This is a genomic window from Anabaena sp. AL93, assembly GCF_001672085.1.
Lineage (GTDB): Bacteria > Cyanobacteriota > Cyanobacteriia > Cyanobacteriales > Nostocaceae > Dolichospermum > Dolichospermum heterosporum.
This window is the reverse complement of sequence record NZ_LJOU01000018.1, coordinates 33,200-50,159: the sequence shown is the minus strand read 5'-3', so window position 1 is coordinate 50,159 and position 16,960 is coordinate 33,200. Positions and strand designations below refer to the sequence as shown.

The window sequence follows — 16,960 nt, the reverse complement described above, 5'->3', positions numbered from 1 at the left end:
TAAAAATATAATGAATTATTCCTCTTATCTAAAAATCAATAAAGACTATATCATACTATTAACCATCTGGTTAATAGGATTAATGATAGATAGAACATGGTTTTTCTTAGATGAATCTATTCCAGCTTATGATCAAAGCGCACATTTAACGGGAGCATTACATCATTATCGGATTTTTCAAAACTTAAATATCTTATCAGGTGATTGGTGGTTATCTCTATGGCAATTAACCCCTAGTTATCGCGCTCCTTTTGTATATATTTGTACTGTACCCTTTTTAGTATTGTTTGGTAAGGGTCATGATCAAGCAAGTTTAGTCAATTTGGTATATACAGCGGTAATTATTTTATCAGTATATCATTTAGGGAATTATTTATTTCAAAACCGAAAAATTGGCATCACAGCCAGCATATTTTGCTTGTTATTTCCTATTATGGGAATTATCCGCACAGATTATTTATTAGATTATGGTTTAACGGCTATTGTCATAGCTACTTTCACAGTTTTAACAATTTGGAAAGATAGTTATAGTGGGTTTTTATCATGGATATTAACTCTCTTACTAGGGATAGGAATAGGGTTAATCATGTTATCTAAACCCACAGGTTTTATTTTTATTCTCATTCCTAGTATCTGCACATTAATTATTTTTATCAGCAAACGTAAATTTATTAAACTAATTCAAACAGGATTATCTTTAATTTTAGCTTGGTTGATTGCTGGTTCTTGGTATAGTGTAAATTGGTTAACTATTATTACTTCTGCCTTAAATGCTAATCATGTGGGAATAGGAGAAGGTGATCCATCTGCAACAACAATTGCTGGTTGGTTATATTATCCGCAAGCTATTCCTGAAACAGTTGGTTTTCCGATATTATTTGTAAGTATTGGTATTTTCTTAATTTATCTGTTTAAACGTCGGGTTACTCAAAATGTATTGCCAGATAATTTATCAAAATCCGCGTTAACTTGGTTATTTATTTCTCTAATTAGTAGTTATATAATTTGTTCCTTGGGGACAAATAAAGATATTAGATTTATTCTGCCTTGTTTTCCGGTAATTAGTTTAATTTTGGCTTACTTCTTTAACTTGATTGACAATATCTGGTTTAATAAATTAAGATTAGCAACTTTTGTATTAAGTGGGATAATTTTACTCAATAATTTATTCCCCTTACCCCTAATTCAAGCATGGGGAGGAAAACATTTACCAAATGATGAGAGTAAAAAATATCCCCTTGCGGAATTAATGGAGAAAATCAATCAAACTACTCCATATTTAAGAACAACTTTGGGAGTAATTCCAGTTTCTACACCCCAAGTTAATGAATTTACTTTAGATTATTTCGGGACATTAGCTGATTTTCGCATTTATGGAAGAAAATTAACTATGAAATTATCTCAGGTAAATCAGGATTTACAGTATTTATCGTGGTATGTCACCAAAGATAATGAACCAGATGAACCAGGAGAAAAGGGAGAAACCAAACGCAAATTAAAATCTTTAGTAGAATCTGATCCTGAGTTAAAATTACAGAATGATTGGGTATTACCTCATGGTGATAAATTACGATTATATCATCGCAAAAATCCTCATGTAGTTGTTGAAAAATTAAATGTTGATAATAAGCCACTTGCTTTAGAAAAAGTAATAATTGCTAATGAAGTAATTACAAATCAAAATAACTCAGTTACCTATGAAATTACAGGTTCATGGGATGAATTGCAAAATGGTTTGTTACTGTTGAAATGGCAAAATGGACAATCAGCTTGGTATCATGATCATGCGATCGCACTGGGTAATTTATATTGTGGTATAAAATGTCATCCTCAAGGAAATTTTCGAGTAATTGAGAATCTCGCTACATTTATTCCCCAGGAATTACCGCTAGGAAAATATCAACTATCCGCACTATATTTAGATAAAATTAATGGCAAAATTACACCTTTAAATATTCCTAATATAATTGTTAATGTTACAGATACAGGAAAACTAGAAAAAACACCACCTTTAGATTTAGTTTCCCGAATGTCACAATTGGCAGTAGACTTACAACAGGGAAAATTAGATAATATCTTTGTGCAAATAGATAATTTTAATCAATATGATCCTACTCAAGATTATTTAAAACAAATTGAATTTGCCGCTAATTATTACCTAGAGAATGAACCAAATAATCTGAATTGGCGTTATACTTTGGTTTTATCACAACTTTTACAGCGCAAAGCACCGGAATTAATTCAGAATTTAACAGAATTAACTAAATATGATCGTCACAATCCCTATACTTGGCTTTATTTAGCATTTGTTTATTTGTATGACTTTCAACCCAAACAAGCCGAAAAGCAGTTGATAATAGCAGAAAAATTAAAACCAGATATACCAGAATTAAAGACTTTAAAAACAGTTACAAATATCATGAAATTTCTCCCATTAATTCATTTATAAAATATGAGTCATAAACAATGGTTTTTAGGTTTATTGGTAGCATCTTTAATTTTATCGCTAATAGGTTTGGGTAATTTACCTTTACGAGATTGGGATGAAGGTACTTATGCTATAGTTGCCAGGGAAATTTATCGCACTGGTAACTGGATTTATCCGACTATCCAAGGAGATCCTTTTTTATTAAAACCACCTTTGATGCAATGGTTTATTGCTGTTTGCTATCATATCGGAGGAGTGCAAGAATTTACTACCAGATTTCCGGGAGCATTTTTAACAGCTTTAGGAGTACCTTTACTTTATTTAATTGGACGTTTAGCTTTTATAAAAAATTTACCAGCTTTATTTTCAGCTTTGGTTTATTTAACATTATTGCCTGTAGTCCGTCATGGTAGACTAGCAATGTTAGATGGAATGACTGTTTCCTTTTTCTTGTTATTGTTATTTTGCATTCTCAAAGCCCGTCATGATAGAAAATATGCTGTTGGTATCGGATTTTGTTTGGGTTTAATTACTCTGACAAAGGGAATGTTAGTAGTAGTTTTAGCAGTAATAGCAGGTTTATTTATCATTGCTAATAAACAATTAGCTATATTAAAAAATCCATTTCTATGGATAGGAATGTTATTAGGTAATTTACCGGCTATTGCTTGGTATTTTGCCCAATGGCAACATTATGGTAATATTTTCTTAGAAGTGCATTTTCAATCCCAAGCTTTTGACAGACTGGGAAAAGCTGTGGAAGGTAATACTGGTCCGATTTGGTATTATTTACTGGAAGTGATCAAATATGGTTTTCCCTGGTTGTTATTTTTGCCAGGAGGTTTATATTTAAGTTGGAAAAATCGTCATACTGCTTGGGGTTGTTTAACTCTCATTGGTACAATTGTTTATTTTGCCATAGTTTCTTTAATGAGTACCAAATTACCCTGGTATATTATGCCCATATATCCATTTTTAGCTTTAGCAATTGGGGCTAATTTAAGTTACATTTGGCAGGAGGAGAAGTTTAAAACCAGATTTTTGACGGGATTTTTTGCATTTTTAGTTATTGTCGGTTTAGCAGGTTGCATTTATTTTAGTATATTCGATAAACAGCCATTGTTAATTGTAATGAGTGTTGTTTTAGCAATGACTATGGGGATGACATCATGGTTCGTTAATCAGCATAACCGTCAATTTATCCCGGTTTTATTTGCGGGAATGTATTTAGTTTTAGGAATGTTGATGAGTTCTCAATCGTGGATATGGGAGTTAAATGAAAAATTCCCTGTTCTACCAGTGGCAGCGTTAATTAGAGATAATGTGCCACCTGGAACACAAATTTATACTTCTTTTCCTGATAGTCGTCCTAGTTTAGATTTTTATAGTGATTGTAAAATTATTCCTATATCTATGGCAGATTTAAAAGATAAGTTTGCTGATAAATCTTATTTATTATTGGGTCAGGATACTTTGCAGAAAATTAATTTAAATCAAATTAAGGTTATGGGAGAAGCTAATGGTTTTAAATTGGTAGATACAAATTAATGCTAATTAATATACAGGTAGGACTTGCTGAAAAACAGTGTACACACAAGTTATCGAATCACCATTATTCCTCGAATTACCCCACCCTAACCCTCCCCTTTACAAGGGGAGGGAACTAATTTTTCCGGTTTCCCCCCAAAGCATCGGGGGATTAAGGGGGGTAATTTAACTTGTGTGTACACGATAGCCTTTATAAAGGGAGGATTAGGGAGGGGTAAAACATTTGATAAGTAATTGGACAAAAATATTTACAGTCATTGCGAGCGAAGGGAAGCAATCACAACCCTTGGAATTGCTTCATTTCACTTCGTTCCCTATGGCTAACGCCACGCTGCGCTTACGCAATGACATTGTGTAATTAATTCTGTCTCACTACTTACAGCAATCATGACTTTTCAAACACCCTCTAAATGTCTTGGCTGGTGCGCCTATTTTTTCTGAAAATATTGCTGCGTATTCGCCATCAAATTCGCTTGTCTGTAATAGTACGGGATAAAATCGGAAATTTTTCTAAATTTTCAGCAATTACCGCCATAATCAAAGACTTTGAGAAAGCTTTAGACAGATTATGATGGAAGTTTAGGGCTTGATGAAAAAGGTGATAATCACTCATGACTACCGAAAACAATCTAGCCATTGTGGACTGGGAACCCCATCATCCACCTGCTGACTTAATATTTGATGATGGTGAAGTCTTGGAATCAAATAGACACCGGATTGCGATGAATGTCCTCATTCGGTCATTGCAGCAGCTTTGGTCTGACCGCAATGATTATTTTACTGGGGGCAATATGTTTATTTACTACAGCAGTAGCCAAATTCGTAATCGTGAGTTTCGCGGTCCCGATTTTTTTGCTGTTCTCAATGTTGATGGTAGTAACCCTCGACAAGGTTGGGTAGTTTGGGAAGAAAATGGTCGCTATCCTGATGTGATTGTGGAATTAATGTCACGGTCTACATCAGGAATAGATAAGGGAATTAAAAAAGACCTTTATGAACAGACTTTCCATACCTCCGATTATTTTGTCTATGACCCATTTGATGCTAATTCTTTACAAGGATGGCATTTAGATCATGAACAACAGTATCAGCCATTAAGACCAAATGAAAATGGTTGGCTATGGTGTAGACGTTTGGGTTTATGGTTGGGAACTTGGGAAGGAACTATAGATAGGGAAACTGCGATTTGGGTGCGGTTTTATGATGTTGCGGGCAATCTAGTTTTATTACCAGAGGAGGCAGCTAAATCACGAGAGGAGGAAGCTCAAGCAAAAGCAGCTAGGTTAGCTGCCAGATTACGAGAATTAGGTGAAAATCCAGATATGTTGTAATCGTTAGGTTTCCCAAATCCCCGACTTCTCAAGACAAATCACAATTTCTGGAGACGATTACAACAGAAGTCGGGGATCTTAATTTTTGTCTAGTCAGTCCAATTAACTAGAAGCACTAGTATAAAAACGGAGAGCAAACCGCCAAAACTGGGTAGAAATGAAAAACAATATCAAAGCTAATAATCCTGCACCCAGCAACCAGGTAAGTTGAATTTGACCTAACATAGTTTGGGCGGGAACTGTAGTTAAAAAAGCTACTGGTACTATGAAAGTGAAGAAGAAGCGATAGGCAGCCGGATAACCTGTAATTGGGTATCTTCCAGCCTCTAAAAACCCTCTTAATACTTCAGTAATATTATATATCTTTACAAACCAAATACTAGTTGCTCCTAGTATAAACCACAGGCTATAAAGAATAACTAAACCACAAGTTAACGGAAAGATACTCAATAAGTATTTATCAATACCTAAGTTAAGTTTTGTACCAGCATAGACAATGATCAATAGTCCAAAGATTAAATCTGGTATTCCCCAGGGGGAAATGGTATGAAGAGATAACCAAAACTGACTACGAATAGGTTTTAATAATACGAAGTCTAAAGTCCCTTCTTGGACATGACGCACAATCCGATTTAAGTTGGGAGCGAGAAAGGTGGCAGCAAAGCCTTGTAATAGTGTGAAAATTCCTAAAACTACTAAAGCTGATTCCCATGACCAACCCGAAAAAGTGTAACCTGTACGGTAGAACAGGAATAAACTAAAGATACCACCCACTAAATTGCCTAAGCTACTAATAGCATAAATGATAAAATTGATACGATATTCCATTTCTGCGGAAATGGCAGCACTCCAAAATAATCTCAACACTTTTAAATATCTTGGCATTTTTCGTCTCTACCCCAATAGGTAAGTAGGTTGGCGTTGAAAATTGTGGTTATACTGAAAACGGTTAATAGTTTAACCAAATACGAAACCCCTCTGGTAAACCTCTCCAGTATTAAATGTTATTCCTTTTCCCTCTCCTCTTAGGAGAGGGTTAGGGAGAGGTGCAAAGGAGAGGCTTTGAACTTGTTCTTTGTATGATAAAAAAGTCCAGCTTCTAGCCGTTTTGAGTATATAGCAAGGCAAGAGGCAAGATTGAAGAAGCTTTAGGCGATTTTACGTTTCTTTACACAGTTTGGTTTTATTGTGTTCACCTACTTAAATATAGGACTCCTATTTGATTTTTGATAGCTTGCGTGGCGTAGCCATACAAAACTCGGTACACCTTCATATTCTCAAATCCTCTTGCATGATTGCCTCTTGCCTTCCTACGCAGGAAAATATGGCTAACGCCACGCTATGCCTGATGCCTCCGGCACGCTACCGCGAACGGCACACTACGTGAACGCTATCAGGAATCAAACCGGAGTCCTATATAAAGTAACTTTATATGAACTTAATATTATTTTTTATTTTTATAAATTTATGAACGCTAAAATGTTGAATGCAACTTCTTAAGCAAATCCGATTTTATGCACTTTAATTTACCGGAACTAATTAAATCGTTGGGTTATTTTGGAGTATGGGGAATTATCTTTGCTGAATCTGGTTTATTGATTGGCTTTTTTCTGCCCGGTGATAGTTTATTATTTACAGCGGGATTTGTTGCTTCTCAGAACTTGCTGAATATTTGGGTGCTGATTTTTGGTGCGTTTGTTTGTGCTGTATTGGGTGATAATGTCGGTTATTTTACTGGACATAAATTTGGGAGAAAGTTATTTGATAAGGATGATTCTTGGTTATTTCATAAAAAACATATTGTGAAAACTCAAGATTTTTATGAAAAGCATGGTAAAAAAACAATTGTTTTAGCTAGATTTATGCCAATCGTTAGAACTTTTGCACCGATTGTAGCAGGTGTTGGAGCTATGCACTATCGGTCTTTTATGTCTTATAACTTAATTGGTGGCTTTGTTTGGACATTTGGTATTACTTTGTTAGGGTTTTTCTTAGGAAAATCTTTACCAGCGGAACAATTAGATAAGTATCTATTACCAATAATTGGCTTAATTGTTGTTGTTTCTTTATTACCTTCGATTATTCATGTAATTAAGGAAAACAGAGCTAATAAAGGATAAAATATTTTGTTTTGATTACAGTTTACCAATCTCTATTCCCAAATGTACCCAAAAACTGGTAGCGTCAAACAAGGAAAATATTTTTTGTGGATGTTACGATTTGAAAACACGTTCTAATTATTGGCAACTTTTACCCTATATCCGCACCCAATGGCAACCTATTGCTAAGGGTTTTGTAGGGATTTTGGGATATGTACTGGCAACTTTAACCCTGATTAATGTCGCGGGTAAGTTGGCAGTTCCCTTCGGGAATGGTAATGTATTAGCGATCGCTCAATTAGCCGGAATCAGTGCTGCTATCTTTCTTGTGCGCGGCTTTTTTCAGTCTGTACAAGATTTATACATGGCTAAGGCAGCGTTAAGAATCGCTTTTTATCTCCGGCAACAGGTTTATACTCATTTACAAAAACTCAATCTCAGCTATTTTGAAACTGCTAAAGCTGGAGATTTATCTTATCGTCTCACGGAAGATGTTGACAGGGTTGGAGAAGTTATTAATAAGCTTTTTCATGATTTTACTCCCTGTGCTTTACAGTTAATTGCTATTCCCATTTACATGATTTATTTAAATTGGCAACTTACCCTAGCGACGGTAATTGTTGCGCCAATTATGGGAATTTTAATTGGTTGGTTTGGGGAACGTTTACGGAAATATTCTCTCAAAAGTCAAAGTCGTATTTCTGATTTATCAGCTATTTTAACGGAAGTTTTTAGCGGGATTCGATTAATTCAAGCTTTTGCTGCGGAAAAATACGAAATTGATAGATTTAGTCATGAAGCAGAACGCAGTTTTAAAGCTAAATATTCTGTAGAAAGATTAAAAGCTATTCAAATTCCCATTGTGGGTTTTTTAGAAGCTCTCAGTGCGTTATCTTTGTTAATGGTAGGAACTTGGCAAATATCTCAACGTAATTTAACTGTCGGTGAATTTTTTAGTTATTTAACAGCAGCAGCTTTGTTAATTGATCCTATTGGTCATACTACTAATAATTATAATGAATTTAAACAAGGTGAGGCATCGGTTGATCGAGTTTTTGAGTTATTAGCAATTCAACCAACGGTATTAGAAAAACCCAATGCTATTACCCTTCCTGCTGTCAATGGTAAAGTTGAATATTGCAATATTACTTTTGCCTATAAGTCAGGAGAACCTGTATTAAATAATATTAGTTTATTAGTCATGCCCGGTCAAGCCATTGCCTTGGTTGGTGCTTCTGGGGCTGGGAAAACTACTTTTGTGAATCTATTACCTCGATTTTATGATCCTGAATTTGGGGACATTTTTATAGATGGCATAAATATCCGAGATGTAACATTAAATAGTTTAAGAAAACAGATTGGGATTGTTCCCCAAGAAACAATTATGTTTTCGGGAACTATTGCCCAAAATATCGCTTTCGGACAAAATGATTTTGATATGAATGCAGTAGAAGAATCTGCAAAAATCGCCAATGCTCATCAATTTATTCAGCAACTACCAGAAGGTTATCATACTTGGGTAGGAGAGCGAGGTGTGAATTTATCCGGGGGACAAAGACAACGAATTGCGATCGCTCGTGCTGTCCTTCTTAACCCGCAAATATTGATACTTGATGAAGCCACATCAGCGTTAGATTCAGAATCAGAAGCTTTGGTACAAGAGGCTTTGGAGAGATTAATGGCAAATCGTACGGTGTTAATTATTGCCCATAGATTGTCAACGGTGCGGAAGTGCGATCGCATTTTGGTGTTAGAAAAAGGGCAAATTGTGGAGTCGGGAAATCATGAGGAATTATTAGCTTTAGAAGGGAGATATGCCCGGTATTATGCTCAACAATAAGATCCATAAGATCCCCGACTTCTTAGAGAAGTCGGGGATCTGAAATTCTCGCAAGGGAGACGCTACTGCAACCGCTATAATCCAATAATATGCTCATAGTTTAATCCCCAGCGTTCTTTCTCAGATAGATCAGTTGTCATCGCTTTATCATAAGTTTAAATTATCCTAAACTAAGAATACTTTTGATATTTATAACTTATAGCAATTTGCCTTTAGATTTTCTTAATAATTAATTGAGAATCTTTTCTATTTATCAACGAGGTTGCAATACTTTCCGCGATTTGCTATAATTTCAGAGAATTTCATAATTGGGTTACTATTGTCAATTTTGGATCTTTCAAAAGATGTTAGTCTCAAACCCTTTATTGACAGTGGTTTTAGAAATCAATCTCCCAGGCTGATACAAAACTTTACAAAATTAATAGCTGTTTCTTCAACAATTTTAGCCATGAATTTGCTCAGAAATGATCTAATTTGAGTAATAGTAAAAATTTACTATTGACAAATTGACGAAAACGTGATAATTAACCTGTCAATATTATTAATTTTAGTGTTAAATCAACATGAATTACCTTAACTTCGATATATGTAAGGGTTTAGCAGTGCTAAACCCTTACATATATCGCATCAATTACAGAATGGTTTAACGCTAAAATGCGTTTGGGAGTTGTGGCAGCATTTTTCATAAAGTTTCAGTATTTATTTCTAAGTAATAGAATCACGTAAATCATTAAGAGTAATCATCAACGTCATTGGTTCAAGAGGAGACAAAATAAAACCTAAAGCCAAATAAAAATCCTTAGCTTCTTCAGAAATAGCATGAACAATAATTCCTCTAATACCAATTGTATCAGCAGCTTGAACAACCCTTAGCGCCGCATCACGAAATAAAGCCCGTCCTAAACCTTGACTTTGATAAGAACTATCTATTGCTAATCTTGCTAAAATTACTACCGGAATGGGGTCAGGCATATTTCGCCGAAATTTACCTAAGGCTGATTGTACACTAATCGCTCCAGAAGCCAGGGCATAATACCCAACTACTCTATTGTCAACGCAAAGAACAAAAGTTCTAGTTGCACCACTGATTTGATTGGTATAAGCTCGACGTTTTAACCAATCATCAAGAGAAGCAATTCCACAGGAAAAATCAGAGCAGGAGTGGTGACTAGAGAGAGTTTCAGGTGGTGTTAAACTCATTCTTTATCCCAAGGTGGAGTTGTCTGCATGGTTTTGCGTAAACGCTCATTAGGTTGGGGTGGTGCATCTAGTAAGGCGATAAATTCTGCATAAGCCTCTGGACTAGCCCAAAAAATAGTCCGTTCCAGCAAAGTTTCCTCCGCAGCATTCCGCGCTGCTGCCAAAATAAAATCAGTTCTATTTTTACCTAACACTTTGGCGGCCATATCTATCAAATCACGTTCCTCTGGCTTAATGCGTAAATTTAAGGTGTTACGCACAGTTATATTTTTTGTTTTATTGGTCATGGTGGATTTTTTTTGGGCGTAATTATTGATTAAATCATTTTAGCATATTGTAATGACAATGACATTACAATATTTGCTGAAAAAATCGCTATTTCTGGTAATAATTATAGCTATAGCCATTAAGTAGAGATGTTCCGCCGGAACGTCCTAACTACCCTGTCTGCGGCTATACAGCACTTCCTGATGTTATGAGGTACGGTTTTTTATCGCCAAATCCGTAGGGGCGCAGGGTCTGCGCCCTCCATTGCATTTCATGAGAGCGAGAATTGCTATAAGTTACAATAGTAGCAGAGCTAATGAATGGAAGTAGACCTAAAAGATGTCTAATAAACTATATAATAGCGATTTGCAATTATGGATTGAGCAAACAATTCAACAATTACGAAATCGTGAATTTGCGTCCCTGGATATTGAGAATTTAATTGAGGAGTTAGTTGATTTGGGTAAGTCAGAGAAGAATACACTCAGAAGTAATCTGAAAATCTTATTAGCTCACTTACTCAAATTAAAAATTCAGCATCATGTACCTGACTCCATGAAAACAAGTTGGTATAGTTCAGTTGTGGAACATCGTCAACGAGTTCTTGATAATCTCGAAGATACTCCATCTCTGAAAAGTTTTTTAATAGAAGCAGTAGAAAAAGCCTATCCTGATGGGCGTAAATTGGCAATTAAAGAGGGCAAACTGGCTAAATTCGGAGTTCGTGTACCGGAGGAGAGTGAGTATCCTATAATTTGTCCTTTTGGGATAGAGGAAATTCTTGATGAGGATTTTTATGGGATACCACTTTTAAAACATCCTCTTAGACAGGGAATAAATTCCCTGGATTTTTTATAAAATCAAACAATATAATTTAATTATTTTGCCAAAATAACTCACTTCCCATGACAAAAAAAATATTAACTGGACTAAGTTCAAAAACTTACGAACACCCATTTGATCGCAAAGCTTTAGCCTCTTTACAAAGTATGCCCGGTATCTCTCCTTTGCTCAAAAAAGTCAACGAATATGGTATTGATCGTTTACTGAGATTACAAAGTATTGCTAGTGAAATCAGAGTCACACCGCGGAATTTTCCCCAACTATATCAACCATTATTAGAAGCTTGCCAAATTCTTGATGTGACAACTATTCCTGAATTGTATTTGTTTCGAGGTACAGGGCATATTCAAACCTATATTATTGGCGTAGAAAAACCTATTATTGGTATCAATATTGAAGCAATGGAATGGTTGAATTATGATGAATTACTGTTTATTTTTGGATACGAAATTGCTCGAATTAAGAGTCAACATATGATTTATCATCAAATATCAATTGTCATGCCGGCGTTAAAAATGTGGTTAAGCAGTACCACATTAGGATTAGGCGGATTGATAGCTGGTGGTGTAGAATTGGCGTTATATAATTGGGTAATGATGGCAAAGTTCACTGCTGACCGGGCCGGTTTATTAGCTTGTCAAGATATTGATATTGCCACTACCGCACTGATGAAACTGGCAGGTTTACCAGAAGAGTATTTAACTCCTAATGTGATCGAAGATTTTCTCATTCAATCCCGCGAGTTTGCATCTAGTAGTGTTGATAATCTAGATCAAGTTACGAAAATATTAAGTTATTCGGAATCTAGTCTTTCTTGGTTAGTAATGCGAACTGGTGAATTATTAAAATGGGTTGATTCAAGAGAATACGATCATGTACTTCAAGGAGAAAATGTCAATACTCCAAAAGAAGAAGAGGAAGGAGACGAAAAAGAAGGATGGAATTTTTTGACTTCTTGGTAATTTAATAGGCGATCGCCTTTAATCCTGATTCAGACAATCGCTTTTTATATCTTACCTAATCTTTCCACAAGGCAATACCACCCAATAAACCTGTGATATTGCGGATCAATTTCACATCTGATTGAAAATCCGTAGGGGTGCAAGGCCTGCACCCTCTCCTCATCGGACTGCTAATAACCACCATATATCTTTTTCCCAACCATAACTAATTGAACACCAGATTGATTTATATTTGCTAATCTAGAAGTGGTGTAAATACAGCAATTTTCGCTCTAATGAAATACAATGGAGGGCGCAAGCCCTGCGCCCCTACGGATTTGGGGATAAAAAACTGTACCTCATAACATTAGAAAGTGCTGTATTGCTGATGGTAGTGCATTTTTCTATTAAAACTATTATTTGAGCAACAATTATGACGACGTTTCACCCTAACAGCCTGCGTTCTTACAGCCAAGAAGATGTACAGCAAATTCTGCAATTAGCGATCGCTCGTCAAGTAGACGATAATGATCAGGAATTTTCCTATCAGCAAATCCTGGAAATCGCCACAGAGTTACAAATATCACCCGATATCCTCCAACAAGCGGAACGGGATTGGTTAGGTAAGCAAAACGAAGTTGAACAGCGTAAAGCTTTTAATCTTTATCGCCAAAGTAAATTTAAAAAACGTTTAGGCAATTACGCAATCATCAATATTTTTTTCCTGGGTATGGATTTAATTAGTGGCGGTATTTCTTGGTCACTTTATATCTTACTAGGTTGCGGATTAGCCATATCCTTAGATATTTGGAATACTTTTCAAACCAAAGGTGAAGATTACGAAATCGCCTTTCAAAGATGGAATCGCAACCATCAAATTAAACAAACAATCAATACAGTTTTAAATAGGTGGTTTAAGGTATTTAGTCCTTAAGAGTTACCAGATTGATCAATTTTTCCTTTGAGTTCGTATGCTTGCATGATGTTTTTCATGAGACTCTGTTTTTGTATTATCTCGCGTTGAGCAAAATTCAATCTCTAAATTTGGGTTTAAATTATGATAACTACACTCATTGAACGAGAAGCAGAACCAATTTTAATTAGCGACCTCACTTGGAGAGAATTTAAAGCTGTTGAACAGCTAATTGAGCGCCCAGGGTTAAGGTTATCCTTTTTAGATGGAGTCTTGGAGATTCGGAAAATGCCAGGGAAAAAACACGAAACTATCAAAAAACGTATTGCTTCTTTAGTAGAAATTTATTTGGAATTTTTGGAATTAGATTTTACTCCTACTGGTTCTGTCACCCTAGAAAATGAATTTGAAAAGGTTAAAAAAGAAGGTGATGAATCTTATGAATTAGGAGCAAATAGAAAACATCCTGATTTAGTAATTGAGGTGGTTGTTAGTAGTGGAGGAATTAATAAACTGGAAGCATACAAACGGTTACAAATTCCTGAAGTTTGGTTTTGGATGAATGATGAATTATTGTTTTATAGTTTAGGAAATGAGGGATATGAAGCTGTTAGTAAATCGCAACTTTTACCGAGTTTAGATGTAGATTTATTGATGCGTTGTATTAATATAGAAAATCATGCTCAAGCGCTGCGGGAATTTCGAGCAGGGATAAAAATAACAGGATAGAACAAAAATTGTAGGAACTTCTACTTTCATTTTTATGAAATTTGTCTGATTTGAGCTAAAGCTATTTCTCCAAAAATTGGCTCAACGGTATGATTACGTATTTCATCCCGGCGTTTTTTAGCTTCTGTGTTCCAATTCTTTTGGATATTTTCATCAATATCAGATTCTAGACTTTCAATTAGTTTTTCTACTAAAAATACTCTGGTATAACTGGGTAAAGACAAGGCTTCCTGAATTAATTCTTCAACTGATAGCATAATTATTTATATTCTCTGTAAATTGAATTGAGAATAGGAACAAACAAAGACTTTATTCACAAACTATTTTATCATTCTTTCTGTGGAAATGTCAGATTGACGATGACAGTGTTTCTACATTATTTCGTTTTGACTAAATTGCATCGCGTATTTCTCTATTACAACCATTTTATTTAAACTGACTATAGATTTATTTTGAGCAGTAGTCAATTATTACTGTATTGAGTATAATTTATTTTATTAACCGCTTCTATCAAATATCAAAAGGTAATCACCCATGTCTGACGATTCCCAGCGTAATTCTGCTGTCAATTCGGCTGCGACAACCAACATTCACCACGTCAATTTACAAGATTTACCTTTCAGTACAGCACGTAGATTATATAAAGGCGGTGTTCGTCCTGGTGAACCTATTAGAACTAGGATTCAAGCCCAAGAAATGTTGGATAAAATTCCCCCTTCTCAACGTGCGGGTATAGATAGTCAAACTGCCGCTAATAATGCCAAAGATTACCTATCTGATAAGCACGCTAGTCACATTAAACCCCACAGTAAGGGAGGTTCTAATGATCCGAATAATATCAGATGGGAGAATGGTAAGGATAATATGGCTCGTGGTGATAAAACCATGACAAGTCAGGAGCAAATGAGATTAAATGCTAAATACCACTTTGATAACTTAACTGGTGCTGTTAAAGCAGGGTTGCAAGCTGCACCAATGGGGGCGGCTGTGGGTGCAGTTACAACTGTACCTTTTTCACTTCTAACTCATGGGCTGCGTGTAGTTCGAGGTGAAATTTCTGCACAGGAAGCAGCTACAGCAACATTAAAAGATACTGCTATGGGTGGTGCAGTTGGGGGTGTAACAGCATTTACGACAGCAACATTAGCTGCGGCTTGTCCACCAATAGCGATCGCATTAACCACAGTAGCACCTTTATTAGCTGTTCTTGGTGCTGGAGGTATGGCTGTTGAGTTTTTCAGAATCTTAGATGATCATAAACAGGCTGTAAAAACCTATTATGAATCTTTAACTCGGCAAGAATTAGGAAGATTACAAGAAATTGAAAATGAACTGATTTATGAACATCAGAAAAATCTAGAATTTTTGGCAGAAGCAAAAGCAATTAATCAAGAAATTACAAATCGTCCAACTGCACCAGGAATAGAAGGGGCTATGCAACGGTTACGTGAATCAGTGGCTATTGCTCAATCTTTAGGACTTACATCAGCAGATAGTAAGTTATTGCCTAATTCTCAACCTGTTTACCTTCCTCCTAGTCACTAAATAATAAATCAGGAATTCTATGATTTTCATACTACCTTTTTTAGTTAGTGCTGTAAGTGTTGCCGTTGGTGGTTTTATTGGTGTTTTGACTACTCATACTGCTGGAGAAAAGGATAGACAAGCTGCAAAACATCACAGACAAGTTGCAAATGAATTAGTTGAGAAATACGCGAATATAAAAAAACAATACTATGAACTTGCTGATGAAAGTCAGAAACAAATTGACGATTTAACTCGACAGATTGCATTAGGTGAAATAGAAAAAGACTGTTTGCGTTTAGCACTGAGATTGCAACAGAGTTTGATTTATTTGATGTGGGAAATTGATAAAGAACCAACAGCAGAAATTTTAAATCAGTTTAAACTAGCAGTAGAACAAACTAATTATGTTCTCTACCAATTAAATGAGGAATTAATTATTGTTCCTAGTGATTACTATCAACGTATTTCTGGAGTTGTTCCAAAACCAGAACGAAGATTACCACAAAGATTTAGTTTTATTAATAATCCAGAATTGGAGGATATATATAATAGAATTTACAATAGTGGTAATAGACTCTTACAGTATCTAAATGAGACTCGTAATAGACGTATTAAAGAATGTGATATTATTAAAAAGCTGCAAAATTTTGAGGATAATATCACAAAAGCTTTGTATGATTTATCGCAATACAAAAGTCAGGCAGGCTTAATTTCGAGATTAACAGATATTTTGGATAAAATTAACAAATCTGCTCAAGATACAGCTTATCTATGTAATGTAGACATTAGAGGATGGGATCTAGAATTTGAACAATTGAAAGCTAAAATATTTCAATATCAAAAAAATCATGATGCAGCTAAAACTAAGACTAAAAGTAACTAAAGTAATTAATTTTTGCAGGTATTAACAACACTAATCAATAGAGGATTGATCAAAAAATCTATGATTTTCATACTACCTTTTGTATTTGGTGCTTTAGGTCTAGCTGTTGGTACTGTTGCAGGTGCTTTTACTTCTCATGCTGCTGGAGAAAAGGATAGACAATCTGCGAAACATCACAGACAAGTGGCAAACGAATTAACAGATAAATATACAAATTTAGAGAAAAAATATTATAAATTTGTTGAGGAAAGTAAAAAGCAAATTAAGGAGTTAACGAAACAGAATTCATTAAGTGAAGTAGAGAAAGATTGTTTGCGGATGGTATTACTATTACAGCAAAACCTTATTTACTTAATGTGGGAGATTGATAGAGAACCTACAACAGATACTTTAAACAAATTTCAAGCAGCA

16 protein-coding genes are annotated in these 16,960 nt (G+C 35.2%); 12 read left to right on the top strand and 4 right to left on the bottom strand.

Features of this window, described 5'->3' with window-relative positions; genetic code table 11:
* The first annotated feature begins 10 nt into the window (after nucleotides 1-10).
* The 4 genes from AN486_RS06880 to AN486_RS06865 all read left to right on the top strand — a co-directional run bounded on the left by AN486_RS06880 (nucleotide 11) and on the right by AN486_RS06865 (nucleotide 5,307).
* A complete protein-coding gene (locus tag AN486_RS06880; RefSeq protein ID WP_053538433.1) occupies nucleotides 11-2,449 on the top strand; it encodes a hypothetical protein in 2,439 nt (812 codons plus the stop codon).
* Between the two features lie 33 nt (nucleotides 2,450-2,482).
* On the top strand, nucleotides 2,483-3,976 hold the full coding sequence (locus AN486_RS06875; RefSeq protein ID WP_290599849.1) for a glycosyltransferase family 39 protein: 1,494 nt from the start codon (nucleotides 2,483-2,485) through the stop codon (nucleotides 3,974-3,976).
* A 410-nt stretch (nucleotides 3,977-4,386) separates the two neighbouring features.
* Nucleotides 4,387-4,548 carry a hypothetical protein gene (locus tag AN486_RS06870; protein WP_199924393.1) on the top strand — a complete coding sequence of 54 codons (162 nt, stop codon included), beginning with the start codon at nucleotides 4,387-4,389 and terminating at the stop codon, nucleotides 4,546-4,548.
* A 39-nt stretch (nucleotides 4,549-4,587) separates the two neighbouring features.
* A complete protein-coding gene (locus tag AN486_RS06865; RefSeq protein ID WP_290599838.1) occupies nucleotides 4,588-5,307 on the top strand; it encodes a Uma2 family endonuclease in 720 nt (239 codons plus the stop codon).
* Between the two features lie 102 nt (nucleotides 5,308-5,409).
* Here AN486_RS06865 and AN486_RS06860 read toward each other — a convergent pair whose 3' ends face one another.
* Complete coding sequence (locus AN486_RS06860; RefSeq protein WP_039201961.1) at nucleotides 5,410-6,192, bottom strand: ABC transporter permease; 783 nt, start codon at nucleotides 6,190-6,192, stop codon at nucleotides 5,410-5,412.
* Between the two features lie 629 nt (nucleotides 6,193-6,821).
* Between AN486_RS06860 and AN486_RS06855 the strand changes: the two genes are divergently transcribed.
* A complete protein-coding gene (locus AN486_RS06855; RefSeq protein ID WP_039201960.1) occupies nucleotides 6,822-7,427 on the top strand; it encodes a VTT domain-containing protein in 606 nt (201 codons plus the stop codon).
* Nucleotides 7,428-7,527: 100 nt separating this feature from the next.
* Nucleotides 7,528-9,246, top strand: a complete 1,719-nt coding sequence (locus AN486_RS06850) for an ABC transporter ATP-binding protein (protein ID WP_053538436.1) — start codon at nucleotides 7,528-7,530, stop codon at nucleotides 9,244-9,246.
* Nucleotides 9,247-9,951: 705 nt separating this feature from the next.
* On the opposite strand, the gene AN486_RS06845 is transcribed toward AN486_RS06850, so the two are convergent.
* Together AN486_RS06845 and AN486_RS06840 are read right to left on the bottom strand one after the other, a co-directional pair.
* Nucleotides 9,952-10,446, bottom strand: coding sequence for a GNAT family N-acetyltransferase (locus AN486_RS06845; RefSeq protein ID WP_168634933.1), 495 nt, complete (start codon nucleotides 10,444-10,446; stop codon nucleotides 9,952-9,954).
* A complete protein-coding gene (locus tag AN486_RS06840) occupies nucleotides 10,443-10,733 on the bottom strand; it encodes a DUF1778 domain-containing protein (protein WP_053538439.1) in 291 nt (96 codons plus the stop codon). Before AN486_RS06840 ends, AN486_RS06845 begins: the two co-directional genes overlap by 4 nt.
* A gap of 319 nt (nucleotides 10,734-11,052) precedes the next feature.
* On the opposite strand from AN486_RS06840, the gene AN486_RS06835 reads away from it, so the two are divergent.
* The 4 genes from AN486_RS06835 to AN486_RS06820 all read left to right on the top strand — a co-directional run bounded on the left by AN486_RS06835 (nucleotide 11,053) and on the right by AN486_RS06820 (nucleotide 14,139).
* The gene (locus AN486_RS06835; protein ID WP_053538440.1) at nucleotides 11,053-11,571 is read left to right on the top strand and encodes a DUF29 domain-containing protein; all 519 of its coding nucleotides are present in this window, start codon (nucleotides 11,053-11,055) and stop codon (nucleotides 11,569-11,571) included.
* Between the two features lie 47 nt (nucleotides 11,572-11,618).
* Nucleotides 11,619-12,518, top strand: coding sequence for a M48 family metallopeptidase (locus tag AN486_RS06830; protein ID WP_053538441.1), 900 nt, complete (start codon nucleotides 11,619-11,621; stop codon nucleotides 12,516-12,518).
* Nucleotides 12,519-12,930: 412 nt separating this feature from the next.
* A complete protein-coding gene (locus tag AN486_RS06825) occupies nucleotides 12,931-13,431 on the top strand; it encodes a 2TM domain-containing protein (RefSeq protein ID WP_053538442.1) in 501 nt (166 codons plus the stop codon).
* Nucleotides 13,432-13,554: 123 nt separating this feature from the next.
* Nucleotides 13,555-14,139, top strand: a complete 585-nt coding sequence (locus tag AN486_RS06820) for a Uma2 family endonuclease (RefSeq protein WP_053538443.1) — start codon at nucleotides 13,555-13,557, stop codon at nucleotides 14,137-14,139.
* A 32-nt stretch (nucleotides 14,140-14,171) separates the two neighbouring features.
* Here the strand turns inward: AN486_RS06820 and AN486_RS06815 are convergent, their stop codons facing one another.
* Nucleotides 14,172-14,396 carry an addiction module protein gene (locus AN486_RS06815; RefSeq protein ID WP_053538444.1) on the bottom strand — a complete coding sequence of 75 codons (225 nt, stop codon included), beginning with the start codon at nucleotides 14,394-14,396 and terminating at the stop codon, nucleotides 14,172-14,174.
* Between the two features lie 277 nt (nucleotides 14,397-14,673).
* Here AN486_RS06815 and AN486_RS06810 point away from each other — a divergent pair, with 277 nt between their 5' ends.
* Both AN486_RS06810 and AN486_RS06805 read left to right on the top strand, forming a co-directional pair.
* Complete coding sequence (locus AN486_RS06810; protein WP_053538445.1) at nucleotides 14,674-15,684, top strand: hypothetical protein; 1,011 nt, start codon at nucleotides 14,674-14,676, stop codon at nucleotides 15,682-15,684.
* Between the two features lie 19 nt (nucleotides 15,685-15,703).
* Nucleotides 15,704-16,549, top strand: a complete 846-nt coding sequence (locus tag AN486_RS06805) for a hypothetical protein (protein WP_053538446.1) — start codon at nucleotides 15,704-15,706, stop codon at nucleotides 16,547-16,549.
* Nucleotides 16,550-16,960: the final 411 nt, after the last annotated feature.